Origin of the sequence: Streptomyces sp. NPDC013455, from assembly GCF_040632975.1 — a bacterium.
In the GTDB taxonomy this organism is placed as follows: Bacteria; Actinomycetota; Actinomycetes; order Streptomycetales; family Streptomycetaceae; genus Streptomyces.
In genome coordinates this window covers 97,736-119,196 of the sequence record NZ_JBEYCX010000001.1, presented here as the reverse complement: position 1 = coordinate 119,196, position 21,461 = coordinate 97,736, and the positions used below count along the sequence as shown (strand labels likewise).

At 72.2% G+C, this 21,461-nt stretch carries 12 protein-coding genes; 7 read left to right on the top strand and 5 right to left on the bottom strand.

Annotated features, from left to right (window positions below; all coding sequences use genetic code 11):
• Nucleotides 1–172 precede the first annotated feature (172 nt).
• From ABZ576_RS00470 to ABZ576_RS00460, 3 genes are all read left to right on the top strand, one after another.
• Entirely contained in the window at nt 173–904 is a 732-nt protein-coding gene (locus ABZ576_RS00470; protein ID WP_360733978.1) for a VIT1/CCC1 transporter family protein, read from the top strand.
• Nucleotides 905–1,416: 512 nt separating this feature from the next.
• Nucleotides 1,417–5,931 (top strand): glutamate synthase large subunit, encoded by a 4,515-nt coding sequence (gene gltB / locus ABZ576_RS00465; RefSeq protein WP_360733975.1) that lies wholly within the window; start codon nt 1,417–1,419, stop codon nt 5,929–5,931.
• Nucleotides 5,924–7,387 (top strand): glutamate synthase subunit beta, encoded by a 1,464-nt coding sequence (locus ABZ576_RS00460; protein WP_360733973.1) that lies wholly within the window; start codon nt 5,924–5,926, stop codon nt 7,385–7,387. Before gltB ends, ABZ576_RS00460 begins: the two co-directional genes overlap by 8 nt.
• Nucleotides 7,388–7,550: 163 nt before the next feature.
• Here the strand turns inward: ABZ576_RS00460 and ABZ576_RS00455 are convergent, their stop codons facing one another.
• From ABZ576_RS00455 to ABZ576_RS00445, 3 genes are read right to left on the bottom strand one after another with little or no spacing between them, the layout of a single operon-like run.
• Nucleotides 7,551–8,003 carry a hypothetical protein gene (locus tag ABZ576_RS00455; RefSeq protein ID WP_360733970.1) on the bottom strand — a complete coding sequence of 151 codons (453 nt, stop codon included), beginning with the start codon at nt 8,001–8,003 and terminating at the stop codon, nt 7,551–7,553.
• Nucleotides 8,000–8,329, bottom strand: coding sequence for a hypothetical protein (locus ABZ576_RS00450; RefSeq protein ID WP_360733968.1), 330 nt, complete (start codon nt 8,327–8,329; stop codon nt 8,000–8,002). Before ABZ576_RS00450 ends, ABZ576_RS00455 begins: the two co-directional genes overlap by 4 nt.
• On the bottom strand, nt 8,326–13,452 hold the full coding sequence (locus ABZ576_RS00445) for a caspase family protein (protein WP_360733965.1): 5,127 nt from the start codon (nt 13,450–13,452) through the stop codon (nt 8,326–8,328). Before ABZ576_RS00445 ends, ABZ576_RS00450 begins: the two co-directional genes overlap by 4 nt.
• A gap of 228 nt (nt 13,453–13,680) precedes the next feature.
• On the opposite strand from ABZ576_RS00445, the gene ABZ576_RS00440 reads away from it, so the two are divergent.
• Entirely contained in the window at nt 13,681–14,430 is a 750-nt protein-coding gene (locus ABZ576_RS00440; RefSeq protein ID WP_360733962.1) for a VWA domain-containing protein, read from the top strand.
• A 138-nt stretch (nt 14,431–14,568) separates the two neighbouring features.
• Here the strand turns inward: ABZ576_RS00440 and ABZ576_RS00435 are convergent, their stop codons facing one another.
• Nucleotides 14,569–15,450, bottom strand: coding sequence for a hypothetical protein (locus ABZ576_RS00435; protein ID WP_360733959.1), 882 nt, complete (start codon nt 15,448–15,450; stop codon nt 14,569–14,571).
• A gap of 74 nt (nt 15,451–15,524) precedes the next feature.
• Nucleotides 15,525–17,279, bottom strand: a complete 1,755-nt coding sequence (locus tag ABZ576_RS00430) for a beta-galactosidase family protein (RefSeq protein WP_360733957.1) — start codon at nt 17,277–17,279, stop codon at nt 15,525–15,527.
• Between the two features lie 128 nt (nt 17,280–17,407).
• Between ABZ576_RS00430 and ABZ576_RS00425 the strand changes: the two genes are divergently transcribed.
• The 3 genes from ABZ576_RS00425 (at nt 17,408) to pepN (ending at nt 21,436) form a co-directional block, all read left to right on the top strand.
• Entirely contained in the window at nt 17,408–18,298 is an 891-nt protein-coding gene (locus tag ABZ576_RS00425) for an AraC family transcriptional regulator (protein WP_360733955.1), read from the top strand.
• Between the two features lie 33 nt (nt 18,299–18,331).
• Nucleotides 18,332–18,682 carry a chorismate mutase gene (locus tag ABZ576_RS00420; protein WP_360733952.1) on the top strand — a complete coding sequence of 117 codons (351 nt, stop codon included), beginning with the start codon at nt 18,332–18,334 and terminating at the stop codon, nt 18,680–18,682.
• A 261-nt stretch (nt 18,683–18,943) separates the two neighbouring features.
• Nucleotides 18,944–21,436, top strand: a complete 2,493-nt coding sequence (pepN, locus tag ABZ576_RS00415; protein ID WP_360733949.1) for an aminopeptidase N — start codon at nt 18,944–18,946, stop codon at nt 21,434–21,436.
• The last annotated feature ends 25 nt before the right edge of the window (nt 21,437–21,461 follow it).

Genomic DNA, 21,461 nt, shown 5'->3' with positions numbered 1-21,461 from the left:
CCCGCTCGGCATGTGAGGGGGCCATCGCACATATGAGCGTTTGCGAAGGAAAGCGCAGGTAAGCCTAGCCTTTCCTTGCTGGCACATGGGGAATCATCGGCGTAAATTCGGTGTTGTCGAAAAGTGGAACTCGTCCAAACTTAGCTTTGGCTAAGCTTCCCTGGGGGCTCGCATGGCCATCATCGAAACCGAGGCCGCGCTGCACGTGGCGCACCGGGACAACCACACCCACCGCGACGTGAACGGCGGATGGCTGCGGCCCGCCGTCTTCGGCGCCATGGACGGTCTCGTCTCCAACCTGGCCCTGATGACGGGCGTGGCCGGCGGGTCCGTCGGTCAGCACACCCTCGTCATCACCGGTCTCGCGGGGCTGGCCGCCGGCGCCTTCTCCATGGCGGCCGGCGAGTACACCTCCGTCGCCTCCCAGCGGGAACTGGTCGAGGCCGAACTCGACATCGAGCGCCGTGAGCTGCGCAGACACCCGCAGGACGAGGAGGACGAGCTGGCCGCCCTGTACGCGGCCCGCGGGGTCGAGCCCGGACTGGCCCGGCAGGTCGCCCGGCAGCTGTCCAAGGATCCCGAGCAGGCCCTGGAGATCCACGCCCGGGAGGAGCTCGGCATAGACCCCGGCGACCTGCCCTCGCCGCTCGTGGCCGCCGTGTCGTCCTTCGGCTCCTTCGCCCTCGGCGCCCTGCTGCCCGTCCTGCCGTACCTGCTCGGCGCGAGCGCGCTCTGGCCCGCCGTCCTGCTCGCCCTGGCCGGGCTCTTCGGGTGCGGTGCCGTCGTGGCCAAGGTGACCGCGCGCACCTGGTGGTTCAGCGGTCTGCGGCAGCTCGCCCTCGGTGGCGCGGCGGCCGGTGTGACGTACGCCCTGGGCAGTCTGTTCGGAACGGCCGTAGGATAGGCCGACTGCTACTTATGCGCGGGACCGCATAAGTAGCCGTTACTTGCGGGTTTCGAGTGCTTGACCACCGGGCATGAGCCGTAAGCGCTGTGGGCAATGACGCCTGCCGCACCCCCACGGGGTGGGTGATGACGCTCTCCCCGGCCCCCTTCCGGGCCGCCGGACGCCGATCCGACCGATCTTGTCCGTCACGGTCCCCCCTACGCCGGCCGTCATCGCGCGGCACCTCCCCGGCCGTCACCGCACGGCACTCGCCGCTCTCGCGCGGCACACCCGCCGCGACCGCGGCGTCCGCATGTTGGAACGGTGTATCCGGTTCCCGAGAACCGCTCCATCATGTAACCTGCACGAAATTTTGATCTCACGCAGAGGGCCAACGTCGTCCCTCGGCACCTGCCACATGCCACATGACGACGACGGGAGAGCCGATGCGTACGCCGCGCCAGCCGTCCCAGCATTCCGCGAATGGCCAGAACTGGTCGTTCATGGATGCTCGCCCTGCTGCGCAGGGTATGTACGACCCCCGCAACGAACACGACGCGTGCGGCGTCGGTTTCGTCGCCACCCTCACCGGCGAGGCGTCCCACACCCTGGTTGAGCAGGCGCTCACCGTGCTGCGCAACCTGGAGCACCGCGGTGCCACCGGCTCCGAGCCGGACTCGGGTGACGGCGCGGGCATCCTCTCCCAGGTGCCGGATGCCTTCCTCCGCGAAGTGGCGGGATTCGACCTTCCCGCGGCGGGTGCCTACGCGGTAGGCATCGCCTTCCTGCCGGAGGAGGGCACCGAGGATGCCGTCTCGCATATCGAGACGATCGCCGACGAGGAGGGTGTCACCGTCCTCGGCTGGCGTGAGGTGCCGGTCGCCCCGGAGCTGCTGGGTGCCACCGCCCGCTCCACCATGCCGGTCTTCCGGCAGATCTTCGTCGCCGACGGCGCCAGCGAGGGCATCGCGCTCGACCGCAAGGCGTTCGTACTGCGCAAGCGCGCCGAGCGCGAGGCCGGGGTCTACTTCCCCTCGCTCTCCGCCCGGACGATCGTCTACAAGGGCATGCTGACCACCGGCCAGCTGGAGCCCTTCTTCCCGGACCTGTCCGACCGCCGCTTCGCCTCCGCGATCGCGCTCGTGCACTCCCGGTTCTCCACGAACACCTTCCCGTCGTGGCCGCTCGCGCACCCGTACCGCTTCGTCGCGCACAACGGTGAGATCAACACCGTCAAGGGCAACCGCAACTGGATGGTCGCCCGCGAGTCGCAGCTGGTCTCCGACCTGTTCGGCTCCTCCGGGAAGGGACTGGAGCGGATCTTCCCGGTCTGTACGCCGGACGCCTCCGACTCCGCCTCCTTCGACGAGGTCCTGGAACTGCTGCACCTGGGCGGCCGTTCGCTGCCGCACTCCGTGCTGATGATGATCCCGGAGGCGTGGGAGAACCACGAATCCATGGACCCGGCCCGGCGCGCCTTCTACCAGTTCCACTCCACGATGATGGAGCCCTGGGACGGCCCCGCCTGCGTCACCTTCACCGACGGCACCCAGGTCGGCGCCGTGCTCGACCGCAACGGCCTGCGCCCCGGCCGCTACTGGGTCACCGACGACGGCCTCGTCGTCCTCGGCTCCGAGGTCGGCGTCCTCGACATCGACCCGGCCAAGGTCGTCCGCAAGGGCCGCCTGCAGCCCGGCCGCATGTTCCTCGTCGACACCGTCGAGCACCGCATCATCGAGGACGACGAGATCAAGGCGCAGCTCGCGGCCGAGGCTCCCTACGCCGAGTGGCTGGAGGCCGGCGAGATCGAGCTGGGCGACCTGCCCGAGCGCGAGCACATCGTGCACACCCACGCCTCGGTCACCCGCCGCCAGCAGACCTTCGGGTACACCGAGGAGGAGCTGCGCGTCATCCTCGCCCCGATGGCCCGCACCGGCGCCGAGCCGATCGGCTCCATGGGCACGGACTCGCCGATCGCGGCCCTGTCCGAGCGCCCGCGCCTGCTCTTCGACTACTTCACCCAGCTGTTCGCCCAGGTCACCAACCCGCCGCTGGACGCGATCCGCGAGGAACTGGTCACCTCCCTGCGCAGCTCGCTCGGCCCGCAGGGCAACCTGCTCGACCCGACCGCCGCCTCCTGCCGGTCCGTTGCGCTGCCCTTCCCGGTCATCGACAACGACGAGCTGGCCAAGCTCATCCACATCAACGCCGACGGCGACATGCCCGGCTTCAAGGCCGCGACCCTCTCCGGCCTGTACCGGGTCTCCGGCGGCGGCGACGCCCTCGCCGCGCGCATCGAGGAGATCTGCGCCGAGGCCGACGCGGCCATCGACAACGGCGCCCGCCTGATCGTCCTGTCGGACCGCCACTCCGACGCCGAGCACGCGCCGATCCCGTCGCTGCTGCTCACCGCGGCCGTCCACCACCACCTCATCCGCACCAAGCAGCGCACCCACGTGGGCCTGCTGGTCGAGGCCGGTGACGTCCGCGAGGTCCACCACGTCGCCCTGCTCATCGGCTACGGCGCCGCCGCCGTCAACCCGTACCTGGCGATGGAGTCGGTGGAGGACCTGCTGCGCGCGGGCACCTTCATCGACGGCATCGAGCCCGAGAAGGCCATCAAGAACCTGATCTACGCCCTCGGCAAGGGCGTGCTGAAGGTCATGTCCAAGATGGGCATCTCCACCGTCGCCTCCTACCGCGGCGCCCAGGTCTTCGAGGCCGTCGGCCTGGACGAGGGCTTCGTGGAGAAGTACTTCAACGGCACCGCCACCAAGATCGGCGGCGTCGGCATCGACGTCATCGCACAGGAGGTCGCCGCCCGCCACGCCAAGGCCTACCCGGCCTCCGGCATCGCTCCCGCGCACCGTGCGCTGGAGATCGGCGGCGAGTACCAGTGGCGCCGCGAGGGCGAGCCGCACCTGTTCGACCCGGAGACGGTCTTCCGCCTCCAGCACTCCACGCGCACCGGCCGGTACGACGTCTTCAAGAAGTACACGTCCCGCGTGAACGAGCAGTCCGAGCGCCTGATGACGCTGCGCGGCCTGTTCGGCTTCAAGTCCGGCCGGGGGCCGATCCCCCTGGACGAGGTCGAGCCGGCCAGCGAGATCGTCAAGCGGTTCTCGACGGGCGCGATGTCGTACGGCTCCATCTCCAAGGAGGCGCACGAAACCCTCGCCATCGCCATGAACCAGCTGGGCGGCAAGTCCAACACCGGTGAGGGCGGCGAGGACCCCGAGCGCCTGTACGACCCGGCGCGCCGCTCGGCGATCAAGCAGGTCGCCTCCGGCCGCTTCGGCGTCACCTCCGAGTACCTGGTCAACGCGGACGACATCCAGATCAAGATGGCCCAGGGCGCCAAGCCCGGCGAGGGCGGCCAGCTGCCCGGCCACAAGGTCTACCCGTGGGTCGCCAAGACCCGGCACTCCACCCCGGGCGTCGGCCTGATCTCCCCGCCGCCGCACCACGACATCTACTCCATCGAGGACCTGGCCCAGCTGATCCACGACCTGAAGAACGCGAACCCGCAGGCGCGGATTCACGTCAAGCTGGTCTCCGAGGTCGGCGTCGGCACGGTCGCCGCGGGTGTCTCCAAGGCGCACGCGGACGTGGTCCTGATCTCCGGTCACGACGGTGGCACGGGTGCCTCCCCGCTGACCTCGCTGAAGCACGCGGGCGGCCCCTGGGAGCTCGGCCTCGCCGAGACCCAGCAGACCCTGCTGCTCAACGGCCTGCGCGACCGCATCGTCGTGCAGACCGACGGTCAGCTGAAGACCGGCCGCGACGTGGTCATCGCCGCGCTGCTGGGCGCCGAGGAGTTCGGTTTCGCCACCGCTCCGCTCGTCGTCTCCGGCTGCGTCATGATGCGCGTCTGCCACCTGGACACCTGCCCGGTCGGCATCGCCACCCAGAACCCGACCCTGCGCGACCGCTTCGCCGGCAAGGCGGAGTACGTGGTGAACTTCTTCCAGTTCATCGCCGAGGAGGTCCGCGAGCTGCTGGCCGAGCTGGGCTTCCGCTCCATCGAGGAGGCCGTCGGCCACGCCGAGGTGCTGGACGTCGAGCGCGCGGTGAACCACTGGAAGGCGCAGGGCCTGAACCTGGAGCCGCTGTTCCACGTGCCGGACCTGCCCGAGGGCGCGGTGCGCCACCGGATCGTCGAGCAGGACCACGGCCTGGAGAAGGCCCTGGACAACGAGCTGATCAAGCTCGCCGCCGACGCCCTCGCCGCGAACGACGCGACCGAGGCCCAGCCGGTGCGCGCCCAGGTCGCCATCCGCAACATCAACCGCACGGTCGGCACCATGCTCGGCCACGAGGTGACGAAGAAGTTCGGTGGCGCGGGCCTGCCCGACGACACCATCGACATCACCTTCACCGGCTCCGCCGGCCAGTCCTTCGGCGCGTTCCTGCCGCGCGGTGTCACGCTGCGCCTGGAGGGCGACGCCAACGACTACGTCGGCAAGGGCCTCTCCGGCGGCCGGATCGTCGTCCGCCCGGACCGGGCCGCCGACCACCTCGCCGAGTACTCGACCATCGCGGGCAACACCATCGCCTACGGCGCCACCGGCGGCGAACTGTTCCTGCGCGGCCGCACCGGTGAGCGGTTCTGCGTCCGCAACTCCGGCGCGCTGGTCGTCTCCGAGGGCGTGGGCGACCACGGCTGCGAGTACATGACCGGCGGTCACGCGGTCGTCCTCGGCCCGACCGGCCGCAACTTCGCGGCGGGCATGTCCGGCGGCATCGCCTACGTGATCGACCTCGACCGCGACAACGTCAACGCCGGCAACGCCGGCTCGGTCGAGGCGCTGGACGAGGCGGACAGGCAGTGGCTGCACGACGTGGTGCGCCGCCACGCCGAGGAGACCGGCTCGACGGTCGCCGGGAAGCTGCTCGCCGACTGGGACGCGGCCGTGGAGCGGTTCAGCAAGATCATCCCCAGCACGTACAAGGCAGTGCTCGCCGCCAAGGACGCCGCCGAGCGAGCCGGTCTCACCGAGACCGAGATCACCGAGAAGATGATGGAGGCGGCGATCAATGGCTGACCCGAAGGGCTTCCTGAACCACGGCCGTGAGGTCGCCAAGACCCGCCCCGTCACCGAGCGGGTCAAGGACTGGAACGAGGTCTACGTCCCCGGCTCGCTGCTGCCGATCATCAGCAAGCAGGCCAGCCGGTGCATGGACTGCGGCATCCCGTTCTGCCACAACGGCTGTCCGCTGGGGAACCTGATCCCCGAGTGGAACGACTACGCCTACCGCGAGGACTGGACGGCCGCCCAGGAGCGGCTGCACGCGACCAACAACTTCCCGGAGTTCACCGGTCGCCTCTGCCCGGCCCCCTGCGAGTCGGCGTGCGTGCTGGGCATCAACCAGCCGCCGGTCACCATCAAGAACGTCGAGGTCTCGATCATCGACAAGGCGTGGGAGACCGGGGACGTCGCCCCGCAGATCCCCGAGCGCCTGTCCGGCAAGACGGTCGCGGTCATCGGCTCGGGCCCGGCGGGTCTCGCCGCCGCCCAGCAGCTGACCCGGGCCGGCCACACGGTCGCCGTCTACGAGCGCGCGGACCGCATCGGAGGTCTCCTCCGGTACGGCATCCCCGAGTTCAAGATGGAGAAGCGGCACATCAACCGCCGTATCGAGCAGATGCGCGCGGAGGGCACCCGCTTCCGCACCGGTGTCGAGGTCGGCCGGGACATCAACGCCCGCGACCTGAAGAAGCGGTACGACGCGATCGTGATCGCCGCCGGTGCCACGACCGCGCGCGACCTGCCGGTGCCGGGCCGCGAGCTCAAGGGCGTCTACCAGGCGATGGAGTACCTGCCGCTGGCCAACAAGGTGCAGGAGGGCGACTTCGTGGCGCCCCCGATCTCGGCCGAGGGCAAGCACGTCGTCGTGATCGGCGGCGGTGACACCGGCGCGGACTGCGTGGGCACCGCCCACCGCCAGGGCGCGGCCTCCGTCACCCAGCTGGAGATCATGCCCCGCCCGAACGACGAGCGGCACCCGACGAACCAGCCCTGGCCGACCTTCCCGATGCTCTACAAGGTCACCTCGGCCCACGAGGAGGGCGGCGAGCGGGTCTACTCCGTCTCCACCACCCACTTCGAGGGCGACGAGGACGGCAACGTCCAGTGGCTGCACCTCACCGAGGTGGAGTTCGTGGAGGGCAGGCTGACCCCGAAGCCGGGCACCGAGCGCAAGATCCCGGCCCAGCTGGTCACCCTCGCCATGGGCTTCACCGGCACCGACCGGGAGAACGGCCTGGTGGAGCAGTTTGGTCTGGACCTCGACGAGCGGGGTAACATCGCCCGCGACGCCGACTTCCAGACCAACGTGCCGGGTGTGTTCGTCGCCGGCGACGCCGGCCGCGGCCAGTCCCTGATCGTCTGGGCGATCGCGGAGGGCCGCTCGGCCGCCCGCGGAGTCGACCGCTTCCTGACCGGAGCCAGCGACCTGCCGGCCCCGATCCGCCCGACGGACCGCGCCCTGGCGGTCTGACGCGCACACAAGGGACCCCGGGTCCCCCATAGACGTCCCGTACAACGGCGTACGGAACACTGACGGCGCCTGCCCGCCTGTCCCCGACCGGACGACTGGGCAGGCGTCGTCGCATGTCTCCGGCGCGCCGCGGCCCACCCGGCCGTCCCATGGGCGCGGACGCTCATCTGCCGGGGCAAATCCACGTAAGGACGACGGCCGCGGCGATGGCGAGGACACCGGTGATCGCGAGCAGGCGTGCGGCTTCCACGAGCTTCCACACCCGGCGGGTGCGCTGCTTCTCCCACCGCAGCAGCCTGCCCGCTTCCAGCAGGATCTCCTCCCCGGGCCGCCCGTGGACGGCGGACACGCTCAGCCACGAGGCCACGACGAGGGACAGGAAGCCGGTGCCGAGCAGCGCGGTCACGCTCCACCGGACCGTGTCGCCCAGCTTGGTCACGTCCTCCTGCCCCTTCAGCACGAAGACGGCCGCCAGGAGCCCGGTGAGGGAGGCGAGGAAGTTCCGGTACCCCTCGGCCTGCCGTACGGCCTCCTGCAACTGCCGCTGCGGGGCGGACAGCTCCGCGACCCTGCGGTCGGCGTCGCGGAGCTGCTGCGGCGTGGGCGTCCAGTTCACGGGTTACCTCCAGCGGGTGGCGGGGCGACGGTCAGCAGGGCACCGCAACCCCGGGGCTCGCTCGCGGGGCGGTTCATGTGCAGGGTCCGGCAGGTGCACACCGTGTAGTAGGGCTCGGCCCCCGGTTCCGCACGCCGGCCGAGGAAGCCGCCCTTGGCGACGGGTGGCTGGCCGGATATCCAGGTCCTCGTCATGGCACAGCCGCACACGGGGCAGGTGCCCGATGCCTGGTACGTGGTCTCGTCACCGTTCACCCGGACGTTCCACCGGAATGTGAGGACGGCCGTGTGGACGGCGTCGGGGTCGTAGGCGATGGGGGCGGTCAACCGGGTGTTCCTTCCAGTGCAGGCAGGTTCAGGGAGAAGAGGGTCGCGTACCGGACCAGTCGCTCGCGCACTTCGGACGCGGGCAGATCCGTCTCCTCGGCGCACAGGGCGATGTGGTCCAGGGACACGGCACCGGTGAGCGCGGGAGCGCGCCCTGTCAGCTGCTCGGTGAGGATGATGAGGTCCTGCCAGTCGGGAACGCGGTCGGCGGCCCCGGCCCCGGGGCGGGGAACGGTGACGTCCAGACCGAGGCAGGCCAGGGGCGCGTAGCGGTCGTACGTCTTGCCGAGGGACCAGCCGAAGCGGCCCGCGGTGCGGACCAGTTCGAGAGGTCCGAGGAGACCGGGGCCGAGGAGGCCGGCGTCGAAGGCGGCGAGGTCGAACAGGGTCGGGGTGAACTCGCGGAGGACGGACGTTCCCGGGTCGGTGAGGTCGCACGGCGGCCGGGCAGCGCCGAGCGGAGTGAACGCGGCCAGGCGCTCGATGGATGCCGCGAGAGGACGGCGGCTGTGCCGCGCGTGCTCCAGCAGCGGCAGGATGGTGAGCTCCGCGCGGAACCCGTCCCGGTGCGTGAGTGCCCAGTAGTCCTCCAGCGTCGGGGACAGCGCCGTGACCTCGGGAGCGCATGCGGGTATGTGGACCGGCAGGAACTGCTCCGCCTGCGACAGCCGTGCCAGGGTCTCGCCGATGGTGCATTTGTCGTCGGCGCTGAGCCGGAGCAGTTCCTGCGGGGTCAGCCCGGTCTCGTCCAGCCGCGGGGGTGGCGAAAACGAGGACATCTGCAGCAGAGGATGGCCCGCGCTCAGCTGGCGGAGGGTCGGTGGGATGAGGCCCTCGAAGCCTGGGGAGAGGAGCCCGGCCGCGTCCAGGTACCGGAGAGCCTCCTCGGCGGCGCCCGGGTCCACCGTGGCCTGGTGCCGCTGGGAGCGAGGCTTCGGCGCCCGGGTCACCACTCTGATGAACTCCCAGGGCCCGATCCCCTCGCGCTGCCTGGTGGGCACTCTGCGCAGGACGGTGGCCGCCAAGGGGGGTGGCAGCCGGTCGGCGACCGCGGCGGGCGGCTCCTGCGCCCGAATGCCGGTCACCTGGGCCAGTCCGTTGATCTGCGCGGCCACCGCGGCCGGGACGACACCCAGGTCGGCGGAGAGGAGCAGGACATCGGCCGTCGACATGTCGGCGTGCCGCCAGTTCCGCAGAGCGTTCGGGCTGGTGGCGGAGAACAGGACCTGTTCGGCGGCACTGAGCGGGCCGTGTTCGAGCACGGCCGGCGAGGGCTCCTGCCGCAGGGAGAATCCGAGCGGTGCGAAGTGCCGGACGCGTGCGGCGAGGTCTCCGATGGAGACTCGTCGGTCGGCTCGGGTGAGGAGATCGATCAAACGCAGCTCGCCGCGGTGGAAGCGGGCCGCGGTGCCGGGCTCCCGCACCAGCAGTGCCGCGTCGAGCCGGCTGGGTGTCTCGGCGGCCAGTTCGGGGTCCAGTTCGGGAACGTCGGGCAACTCCGGCTGCCACGCGCGGAGCTCTTCCAGCAGAACGGCGGCGTCGCCGAGACTGAGGCGATGTTCCGCGGCGATCAGCAGCAGCGGGGCGTGGAGTGCCGGCCTGGTGGGGGAGGCGTCACCGAACAGCCGGGTCTCCCGGTAGGCGTTCAGCAGTTCCATCACCGGCGCGGACGGCCGTACGCCGCGGAGCTTGCGGATGTCCGCAGTGCCGGGGACCCCGAACCCGACGATCGCGTAGCGCCGCAGGGCCTTCAGGGGCTCGCTCACCGGCACGTGCGTCAGGCAGGCGGCTCGCACCACCGTCTCCCATCCGCGTGGATCGAGGTCCTGCCTGAAGAGCATCGCGTCCATGCTGCGGGGCCGCGGGTAACCGTCGGGACAGAAGCGGTGTGCGTGCTCCTGCAGGCCCAGCCGGGTCTGTCGCCACATGTTGAGCAGCAGGCCCTCGTGTTCCCTGAAGGTGCGCCATTGGGTCCGGGAGTTGTCGCCGCTCTTGTCGGTGGGCAGGCACCCCACCTCGCTCAGGGGAAGCGAACGGGGCAGGCTCCTGCGTGACGAGTTCGGCGCGTCGATGACGGCCAGCGTCTCCGGCGGCAACGCGTCGAGCACCTCGACGGCCACCCGGGGCGAGGTGTCGACAAGTTCCCACAGCCAGTCGAGGGCGACGTGCGTCCACCGTGCGGCGGCCCTCGGGATCGCGTCCAGGACTTCGGCGGTCACCGCGTCACGGTCGTGGGAGATCAGGGTGTTGCGGTCCACGCTGGGCTCGGGACGGTGCCGCTCGCGGAGGTTGACGATCCGCCCTGGGACGGACTCGGCATCCTTGATCACCACACCGTCCAGCAGCCATCGGCCCTTTCCCTGTACCAGCCAGATGTCCGAGGATCCCTGAACGGCCTCGTACTTCCAGGGCTTCGGCGTGGGCGCGTTCAGTTCACCGGGCTCCCAGCGAGCTTGCCGTGCGGCACCGCCCGCGCCCTCCCTGGGCAGTTCCTCGGCCTCCACCTCGAAGTCGGCCACCCACAGGAACGACTCGAGCGTGTCCACCAGCGACGGTGGCTGGGTCTCCTCCTCCCCGAGGTAGAGCCGCACCCGAGTGCCCCCGTCCAGGGCCACCGCCGGGTCGTCGCCGATCCGCAGGAGGCCCGACCCGGACTGGATGTCCGCCCGCAGCGGCTCCACCTGCACGGCCCGTCCGTAGTGGTCCACCGGACTCGTCCAGACCACGACCTCCTCGGCCAGCATGAAATAGCTGAACACCCCAATGCCGAACCGGGAGTTGAGCGGCATCTCGCTCAGCCCCGCCCGACGCCAGTTGCGGCGTTCCTGGACGAACTCGGGATCCTGCTCGTACCGCTTGCCGGCCCTGGCGAACATGGAGGTCAGCTTGGCCCTGCTCATCCCGGAGCCGTTGTCCGTGCACTCGATGTACAGCCTGCCGTCGGCGTCCCAACCCTGGGTGAACCGGATCCTCGGCTGCCACTCGGGCCCCTGGCGCCCCTGGGTCGCGCCGTACTGCCGGCGCATGCTCCGGTACCGGCACGCGTCGAGGGCGTTCTGGTACAGCTCGCGCACCGCGAGCATCCGGTCGCCGTACAGCTGGGTGCCCATCAGCAGCGGACGAATCTCGTCCTCGGCCAGCCGGAACCGCTCCAGCGGCTGTTTGTACCGTTCGTCCAGTGGGACGAGCTGTTCGCTCGTGACACGTTCGGGAAACCCGCGCAGCAAGGCCGGCGGGGAGGTCCGCTGCTTCTGCCACTCCAGATGGAGCAGGCCGACGGTGCCGTTCGCACGCGCGGCGAGTTCCTCCACGGCCACGTGCAGCGCCGGATGCGGGCAGGGGAACCGCGCGGCGAGCTCGTAAGGGCCGGTGTCCTGCTCGGCAAGGGGGATGACGTCGTAGCCGAAGTCGGCCGACACCGCCGCCACCACCTCTGCGGGGTCCAGCGGCTCGTGAGCACCCAGGTGGTCGACGAGGACGCTCGACATGCGGCGGGGGTCGGCGGCGAGGAGACCGGCGGTCCACAGCAGACGGGCGAGGTCCTGCGCGCGCCAGTGGTTGCCGCGCACCGGCGGGTAGCAGTTCCACTCGTCGCCACCGCGCACGTCGTTGATGCGCGGACTGGAACTGGGATGGACCGCCAGATGACCGAGGACCTGTCTCAGCTGGCCGTCGATGGCGAGCCGGGTCGTGTCCGTGACGGTGCAGGGCTCCGAGGACGCATCGAGCAGCGCGTTCACGAGGAGGCCGATGATCGTGTCCACACCGGGGTAGTCGCCGGTCCGTTCCCACAACAGGTCCCACTCGGTGATGAAGCGGTGGCGCAGCCAGTGGTCGGCGGCAGCCGTCTGCTCCACGAGGCCGCGTCGCCGCAGGGTCGCGGCCGTCCGCCGGACCTGGGAGTGCGCCCGGCACACATCGTGGGCGGCGTCCCGGACCAGGCGGTCGTGGCCGTCGAGGTTCTCGTGGTCGGCGCCCTTGGCGTCCATGCCGCCGGGCAGCGTCAGGCGCAGTTCCTCCAGCGCGATGGCGACCACACCCTCGTGTACGACGGGTGCGGCGAGCAGGGCCGCGGTCTCGGCGGGCGACAGCAGGTCACGCCCCTCGAGCCGGGCCCGTTCCACCAGCGCCTCCAGCTGCCCCACCACGCGGACCGGGTAGGTGGGGTCGGCCCAGGGGTCGGCGCGGTGCGCCCCCTCGGTGGAGAGCGAGTCCACGATGTGTTCCACGAGTGCGCCGAGCCGCTTCCTGACCCGCTCGTGCGCCACATCGCCGCCCGAGGTGTACCGCCACAACGACGACTGGTCGATCATGGTCGTCCATCGGTACGCCTCTTGCGCACCGTCGCACAGCACCGGCCCCGGCACGTCCTCCTTTCGGCCGTGCGGCACGTACCGGTCGATGGTGGGAGGCCGGATACCGGCATCCGACGCGGCGCGGCGCACCGCCGACCGGGTGTACCCGACGAGGTCGGCGAAGGTGGTCGGCTGAGTCGTCGGGGTGAGCGCCTTGGCGAGCGCGCGGCCGAACCAGCTGCCTTCCTGCGGGTCCGCGTAGGAGCGTTCGCCCTGCCCGCAGCTGTACAGCCAGTACACGTCCTCGGCGGCCGTGAGCACCGTCCTGCGGCCGTCCTGCGAGGTGGCCGTCGGCTCCTCGGTGCGGCAGGTGTCCAGGCACACCACGGCCGTCACTCCGGCCGGCAGTCCGAGGAGGAGCCCTTCGGGATCGGCGGGTATCAGGGTGCGGTCGAGCAGGGACCGGCTGCCGTCGGGGGCGGCCCGGCCCGGCTGAGCGTCGGCGGGCAGCAGATGGTCACGGCCGTTCAGCGTCACGCCGTGGCAGGAGAGGTACAGGAACGCGATGTCGCCGGGCAGGCACTGGTCGAAGAACTCCTGGAGGGCGCCCAGCAGCTCGGAGAGCCCGGGATCGCTCAACTGGCGTACCTCGTAACGGGACTGCCTGAGTGCCCGGCCCACGAGGTCCACGTCCTCGGAGGCGCAGGCCAGCTCCGGGAAGCGCGCGGCGAGGTCTTCGTCCCTGCCCAGGGCCGGAGTCCGCCCCACACCGACGACGAGTGCCCGCCTGGAGCCCCCCGCTCGAGTTTCCGGCTGCTCCGCGTCCACCCGTCCCCCTCACACAACCCGCCTGTCCTGCGAAGGGAGTCATCATCGCAGAGGGTGAACAGGCCCGGAGGCGTTCTCCGGGCAGTGCCAGGGCAGTCGTCAGGGCATCAGTGCGGGCGGGCGTGCGGGCGTGCGAGCGGGCGGGCCGAGACCGTGAGCACGAGGGGCCGCTCCGCCAAGGCCGTGATCACGTACGCTCGGGCGCCTGGACAGCCGGAGGGGGAGATCATGGCCGGGATCGGTCTGCGCAAGGTGGAGGAGGCCGCGCCGGCGCTCCTCGATGCCTACCGGTCGGCGGGGGTGTCGCTGCGCAAGCACGGCATGGACGGGCTGCGGGCCGCCGTGTACCTGGTGGTCGACTACTCGGGCTCGATGAAGCCGTACTACCAGGACGGCAGCGTGCAGGCGCTCGCCGACCGGGTGCTGGGCCTGTCGGCGCACCTGGACGACGACGGGCGGGTGCCCGTGGTGTTCTTCTCCACGGACGTCGACGCCGTCACCGACATCGCCCTGGCCGGCCACGCGGGCCGGATCGGGCGGATCGCCGCCGGGCTCGGGCACATGGGCAAGACCAGTTACCACCTGGCGATGGACGCCGTCATCGACCACTACCTGGACAGCGGCGCCACCGCCCCCGCCCTGGTGGTCTTCCAGACCGACGGCGGGCCCATCAACAAGCTCGCCGCCGAGCGCTACCTGTGCAAGGCCGCAAGGCTCCCGCTGTTCTGGCAGTTCGTCGGCTTCGGCGACCCCAGCAGCCGGCAGTTCGACTTCCTGCGCAAGCTGGACGACCTGGCGGTGCCGGGCAAGCGGATCGTGGACAACGCCGGCTTCTTCCACGCCGGCCGGGACCCGCTGCGGGTCTCCGACGCCGAGCTGTACGACCGGCTCGTCGGCGAGTTCCCGAGGTGGCTGGCGGCCGCACGCGCGGCGGGCGTCTGGCCGCCGGACCGGTACACGCCCCAGGCCACCGCCTAGCGGAGGGACCGGCCCGGCCGGCCCCTGCCACCCGACCTCATCCCCGCCGACCCGGGCCACCGCCTAGCGGAGGGACCGGCCCGGCCGGCCCCCTGCCGCGCGCCCCCGCCCCCGCCGGCCGGGCGCCCGCCCCGCCCCCTACGTGTCGCACTCCAGCACCGTCCGGCACAATCCGCACCGCGCCCGGACGCGTCCCCGCACCGGCACCCTGATCCGCTGGTGGCAGGTGGGGCAGGGGAAGGAGACCCGGAGGTGCCCGGTGGGGTCGGGGGCGAAGGAGTAGGGGGCCGAGGGCGGGGTGCCCGAGGCGTGCCGGCGGTCGTGGGCGTAGCGGCGGCGGCCCGCCCAGCCGGCCCCGGTCAGCGGCGGCTGCTGCCCGTCGTGGCGGGCCCGCGCCATGCCCTTGGCGTAGGCGGTGCAGGCCTGCGGGCTGGTGAACCACACGGAGGGGTCCTCCCCGAACAGCAGGGCCCGCTTGGCCAGGACGTACCCGAACTCCTCCGGGGTGAGGTAGCCGAGCTTCTGCGAGGAGACCCCGTCCTCCCGGTAGGCGTCCAGCAGCAGCCAGCCCGCGCCGAGGTAGGTCGTCACCGTGTCCGTGAGGATCTCGTTCTGCGCCGTGGTGGGGAACGACAGGTCCAGGCGGTGCAGATAGACGTGCGCCACCTCGTGGGCGAGCGCCGCGCCGATGTCCGCGCGGTGAGTGCGGAAGCGGTCGTTCAGCTCCACGAAGTACTCGGGGCCAGCCGCCAGTTCGACGTTGGCGGCGTGGGTCATCTCCCGGAAGCCGACGATCATCCGCGCGTCCGGCAGCCGGAAGTGCCGCACCATCTCCCGGGCCACGCGCTGCGCGCCCAGGTACAGGTCGTCGGTGTCGCAGAACGCCACGTCGGCGGGGGCCACGCTGGCCGAGAACATCTGGACGGTGTCGCGGGACAGGCGCCGGTACAGCGCGGTGACGGCGGCCCGCACCGTCTCCAGGTGCGGGTAGCCGTGCTCGACCGGTCCGCCGTTCGCCACTCGGCACCCCCAAAGACGCCGGAATCCCTCTCCACTGTAGGCGGGACCCCGGCGGGCGCGGGCGATGCGGCCGGTCACACGGGCAGCAGGCGGGGCGCCCGCGGGCCCGGGTCCGTCTCCTGGAGCTCCAGCAGCCACACCTCGTTCCCGCCCTCCCGCAGCACCGGCCCGGGTACGTACAGCGTCCGCTGGGGGCCCGCCGACCAGTAGCGGCCGAGGCAGAAGCCGTTGATCCAGGCGAAGCCGCGCGTCCAGCCGGGCAGCTCCAGCCGGGCGTCCCCGGCGCCGCGGACGGTGACCGTGCCCCGGTACAGCCCCGGCGCGCCCTCCCGCGGCAGCGCGCCGAAGGGCACCCCGGCCACGCCGCCGGCGAACGCGTCCAGGTCGAGCCCGCGCGCGCGTACCCCGTGCAGGTACTGCCGCTCGTGCAGGACGCCCCCGGTGACACCCTTCGCCTCGCCGAGGCGCGGACCGTAGTTCACCCGGCCCAGGGACTCCACCCACAGCTCCACGCGCGCGGGGCCCGCGACCGGCTCCCGGAGCCGCGACTCCTCCTCGGTGAGCACCCCGGCCCGCTCGCCGTCGACGTACACCACCGCCAGGTCCCGCAGCCCCCGCACGGTCAGCGGGTACGGCCGGCGCGGACCGGGCACGTCCACCGTGTAGCGCACCAGGCCCCGGGTGATGCCCAGCTCCTCGAAGGCGGGCGGCACCGGCGACACCGTCTCCGCGCCGCCCAGGGTCTCCAGCACGCCCGCCGGCGGCGCCCAGTCCGTGAGCACGGCCTCGGCCGGGGCGGCCAGCGCGGCGGGCCGCGGCGGCAGGCCGGGCAGCGGGCCGGGGTGGTACGCGGACAGCACCTCGCGGAAGCGCCGGAACTTCTCCGTGGGCCTGCCGTACTCGTCGACGGGCGCGTCGTAGTCGTACGAGGTCACATCCGGCTCCAGCGGGCCCTCGTGCAGCTCGCCGCCCCGGTTGGCGCCCGCCCAGCCGCCGAAGCTCGTGCCGCCGTGCGCCATGTAGAGGTTCACCGACGCCCCGCACTCCAGGACCTCCCGCAGCGCCCGCGCGGCCTCGGCCGGATCCCGTACGGCGTGCTCGCCCGCCCAGTGGTCGAACCAGCCGCACCAGAACTCCATGCACATCAGCGGGCCCTCCGGGCGGTGGCGGCGCAGCGCGGCGAACGCCTCGCGCGCCCGGGAGCCGAAGTTCACCGTGGCGAGCACCCCGGGCAGCGAGCCCCCGGTCAGCATGTGGTCCTCGGGACCGTCCGAGGTGACCAGCACGGCGGTGACCCCTTCGGCGCGCAGCAGGCCGGCCAGCTCCTCCAGGTAACCGGTGTCACTGCCGTGGCTGCCGTACTCGTTCTCCACCTGGACCATGATCACCGGGCCGCCGCGGTCCAGCTGGCGCGGGACGACCTCGGGCAGCAGCCGGTGGAACCAGTCCCGGACGCGGGACAGGTAGCGCTCGTCACGCGTACGCGCGCGCGGGCCCGCCTCCGCCGTCAGCCAGGCCGGCAGCCCGCCGTTCTCCCACTCGGCGCAGATGTACGGCCCCGGTCGCACGATCGCCCACAGGCCCGCCTCGCGGACCGCGTCCAGGAACCGGCCGACCGCCGCCACGTCCCTGAACGCCCCCGGGGCGGGCTCGTGCAGATTCCACGGGACGTACGTCTCCACGCAGTTGAGACCCATCGCCCGCAGCATCGCCAGCCGGTGCCCCCAGTGCGCCTCGTGCACCCGGAAGTAGTGCAGCGCCCCGGACAGCACCCGCACCGGGCGCCCGTCCAGCAGGAACCCGGCCTCCCCCACCGCAAACCCGCTCATGCGCCTTCCCCCCACGCGACCTCGCCCATGCGCCCCAGCCTCACCCCCTTCCGGTGACCGGCGCCATGGACGAAGATCGGCGCTGCTTGGACAAAAACGCGCCGCACGGCACGCCGGGAGGAGCGCCGATGTACCAGACCTGGATGCGGTTCTTCAGCCCCGGCCCCGCCCACCACCGCCTCGGCCTGGTCTGCCTCGGCGTCGGCCTCCAGCACGGCGCGCTGCCCACGGTCGGCCCGCGCACCCTCGACCACCACGTGGCCGTGGTGATCAGCTCGGGCCGCGGCTGGTTCCGGGGCGCCGACGGCCGCCGTACGGCCGTCACCGCGCCCGCGCTGCTCTGGCTCACCCCCGGCGTGCCCCACCACTACGCGCCCGAGGCGGACACCGGCTGGGACGAGGGCTTCGTCGACTTCGCCGGGCCCGCCACGGCGGCCTACCGCGAGCTCGGCTACATCGAGCCCGACCGGCCGGTCGTCCCGCTCTCCGACGCCGCCGCCCCCCGCGCGGTCATCGCCCGCGTCGCCCGCGCCGCCCGCCGCGGCAACCCGCTGCTGGAGGTGGAGACCGGCGCCGCCGTCCACGAACTCCTCGTCTCCCTGCGCCGGGCCCGCGCCGACCTCGCCCCCGACGGCGACCAGGTGCTCACGGCCCTGGCCCGGGACGCCTGCACACCGCTGAGCGTCGCCGACCACGCCGCCCGGCACGGCATGACCACCGCCGAGCTGCGCGGCGCGGTCCGCCGGGCGGCCGGGTGCAGCCCCAAGGACTACCTGCTCGGCATCCGTCTCGGCCGGGCCAAGGAGCTCCTCGCCGGCACGGACCTGCCCGTCGCGGCCGTCGCCCGCCGCGTCGGCTACGACGACCCCGCCTACTTCTCCCGGCTGTTCACCCGCCGGGTGGGCCTCGCCCCCGTCCGGTTCCGCGCGCAGCAGGGCCGCGGCGTCCCCGGCGGCTGGAGCGACCGCGTTCCGGACCCCGGCGATCCGCCGATGATCCAGTCCCCGGACACCGCGTAGGCCCGGCCGGGGGAGCGCATAGGGTGGGCCCCCATGACCACCAGCAACACCGGCACCGGTGCCGTGGACCCCGAGGTCCGCCAGGAACTGGAGCGGCTGCGCGAGAGCATCGACAACATCGACGCGGCCGTCGTCCACATGCTCGCCGAGCGTTTCAAGGCCACCCAGCAGGTGGGCCGGCTCAAGGCGCTGCACCAGCTGCCGCCCGCCGACCCCGCCCGCGAGGCCCGGCAGATCGAACGGCTGCGGCGCCTCGCCGAGAACGCCAGGCTCGATCCGGCGTTCGCCGAGAAGTTCCTCAACTTCATCATCGCCGAGGTGATCCGGCACCACGAGCGGATCGCCGAGGACGCCCAGAACGGGCAGCCGGCGGACCAGGACTGACCACCGCTCGGCGAGCAGGGAACGACCGCGGCTCGGCGAGCAGGGCACGACCGCCGCTCCGGGGCGGGGCGTGACGGGGACGCGGGGGCAGGGGGGTGACCGGCGCCCGGCAGGGGGCGTCCGGCGTACGCGGGCAGGGGGTGTCCGGCGCGGCCGGCAAGGGGCTGACCAGGCAACCGGCGCGGGGCGTGCGCGGGAGACATATGCCGCGTACCGATCCACCCCTGTGCGCTGTCGGTCCCATCAGGCAGCATGTCCTGCATGTCCGTACTCACGCGCGACGAAGCGCAGCTCCGAGCACAGTTCCTCGACGTCCACCGATACACGGTCGAACTGGACCTCACGACCGGAGACGAGACCTTCGGCTCCCGTACCGAGATCCGCTTCACCGCCCGGTCCGACGGGGACACGTTCGTCGAGCTGAAGCCCGCCGAGCTGCGCGGCGTCACGCTCGACGGGGAGCCGCTCGACCCCGAGTCGCTGAGCGAGGACCGGCTGCCGCTGAAGAACCTCGCCGCCGGCGAGCACGAGCTGCGCGTGGACGCGGTCATGCGCTACTCCCGCACCGGCGAGGGCATGCACCGCTTCACCGACCCCAGCGACGGCGAGACGTACGTGTACTCGCAGCTGTTCATGGACGACGTCCAGCGGGTCTTCGCCGCCTTCGACCAGCCCGACCTGAAGTCCGTCTTCGAGGTCCGGGTGAAGGCGCCCGCGGGCTGGACCGTCCTCGCCAACGGCGTCACCGAGCACCGCGGAGACGGCGTCTGGCAGGCCGCGCCCACCCCGCCGATCTCCACCTACCTGGTCGCCGTCGCCGCCGGCCCCTGGCACTCGGTGCGCACCGAGCACCGCGGGCTGCCCTTCGGCATCCACTGCCGCCGCTCGCTCGCGCCCCACCTCGACGCCGACGCCGAGGAGATCCTCGACGTCACACGCGCGTGCTTCGACCGCTACCACGAGAAGTTCGAGGAGCCGTACCCCTTCGACTCCTACGATCAGGCGTTCGTCCCGGAGTTCAACTCCGGCGCCATGGAGAACCCGGGCCTGGTCACCTTCCGCGACGACTTCGTCTACCGCTCCGCCGTCACCGAGACCGAGCGGCAGACCCGGGCCATGGTCATCGCCCACGAGATGGCCCACATGTGGTTCGGCGACCTCGTCACCCTCAAGTGGTGGGACGACATCTGGCTGAACGAGTCCTTCGCCGAGTACATGGGCTACCAGACCACCGCCGAGGCCACCCGCTTCACCGACCCCTGGACCGAGTTCGGCGTCACCCGCAAGTCCTGGGGCTACGACGCCGACCAGCGCCCCACCACCCACCCGGTCGCCCCCGAGAACGTCGACGACACGGCCTCCGCCCTGCTCAACTTCGACGGCATCTCCTACGCCAAGGGCGCCTCCGCGCTGCGCCAGCTGGCCGCGTGGCTCGGCGAGAAGGACTTCCTCGCCGGCATCAACACCCACTTCAGGCGGCACAGGTTCGGCAACGCCACCCTCGCCGACTTCATCGACTCCCTCGCCTCCGCCACCGACCGCGACGTGCACGCCTGGGCCGACAGCTGGCTGCGCACCACCGGCGTCGACACGCTCACCCCGGTGATCACCGCCGCCGAGGGCACCTGCACGCTGACCGCCGACCGCGCGGGCAGCCGCCCGCACCGCCTCAGCGCCGGCCTGTACGACCACGACGTCGCCGACGAGGGCCGGCTGCTGCTGCGCGAGCGCATCGACCTCGACGTCCCGCAGACCGCCCCGCAGCCCATCGGCAGGCGTCCCGCGCTCGTCCTCCTCAACGACGGCGACCTCACCTACGCCAAGATCCGCTTCGACGCCCCCTCCTTCGGGACCCTCCGCACCGGCCTGTCCGGCCTGCCCGACCCGCTCACCCGCGCGATCGTCTGGAACGCCCTCCGGGACGCCGTCCGCGACGGCGAACTCCCGCCCGCCGCCTACCTGGAGACGGCCCGCGCCCACCTGCCCCGCGAGACCGACCTGGCCGTCGCCCAGGGCGTCCTCGCCTTCGCCGTCGGCCAGCTCACCGAGCAGTACCTGGCGCCGGAGGACCGCCCGGCCGCCCTGGCCACCCTCACCTCGCTCTGCCGCGACCTGCTGCGCCGCACCGAGGACGGCGACCACCCCGGCCTGCGGCTGATCGCCGTACGGCACCTGATCAGCGTGGCGGCCCACCCGGAGACCATCGCCGCCTGGCTCGCCGACGGCACGGTCCCCGGCGGACCGGAACTCGACCCCGAGCTGCGCTGGCGCATCCTCGCCCGGCTCGCCGTGCTCGGCGCCACCGACGAGACCGCCATCGCCGCCGAACTGGACCGCGACCCGAGCGCCACCGGCCAGGAGGGCGCCGCCCGCTGCCGGGCCGCGCTGCCCGACCCGGAGGCCAAGCGCGCCGCGTGGGAAGCGATGTTCACCGGCGACGACCTGTCCAACTACCTCTTCACGGCCACCGCACAGGGCTTCTGGCAGCCCGAACAGGCCGAGCTGGTACGCCCGTACGTAGCGCGCTTCTACCCGGACGCGGTCGCCCTCGCCGCCCGCCGCGGTCCCGCGATGGCCGTCGCCGCCGGCCGCTGGTGCTTCCCCGCCCACGCCGTCGACGCCGAGAACCTGCGGCTCGGCGAGGCCTGCCTGCGCGACGCCGAGCTCACCCCGGCCCTGCGGCGCACCCTCGCCGACCGGCTGGACGACCTGTCCCGCGCGCTGCGGGTGCGCGGCGAACGGGAGGCGGAGTAGGTCCGAAGACGTACGACGCGGCTGG

Coding starts and splice junctions, on each gene's coding strand:
- ABZ576_RS00470 (WP_360733978.1), top strand. CDS start 173: ATGGCCATCATCGAAACCGAGGCCGCGCTGCACGTGGCGCACCGGGAC.
- gltB (WP_360733975.1), top strand. CDS start 1,417: ATGTACGACCCCCGCAACGAACACGACGCGTGCGGCGTCGGTTTCGTC.
- ABZ576_RS00460 (WP_360733973.1), top strand. CDS start 5,924: ATGGCTGACCCGAAGGGCTTCCTGAACCACGGCCGTGAGGTCGCCAAG.
- ABZ576_RS00440 (WP_360733962.1), top strand. CDS start 13,681: ATGGCCGGGATCGGTCTGCGCAAGGTGGAGGAGGCCGCGCCGGCGCTC.
- ABZ576_RS00430 (WP_360733957.1), bottom strand. CDS start 17,279: ATGAGCGGGTTTGCGGTGGGGGAGGCCGGGTTCCTGCTGGACGGGCGC.
- ABZ576_RS00425 (WP_360733955.1), top strand. CDS start 17,408: ATGTACCAGACCTGGATGCGGTTCTTCAGCCCCGGCCCCGCCCACCAC.
- ABZ576_RS00420 (WP_360733952.1), top strand. CDS start 18,332: ATGACCACCAGCAACACCGGCACCGGTGCCGTGGACCCCGAGGTCCGC.
- pepN (WP_360733949.1), top strand. CDS start 18,944: ATGTCCGTACTCACGCGCGACGAAGCGCAGCTCCGAGCACAGTTCCTC.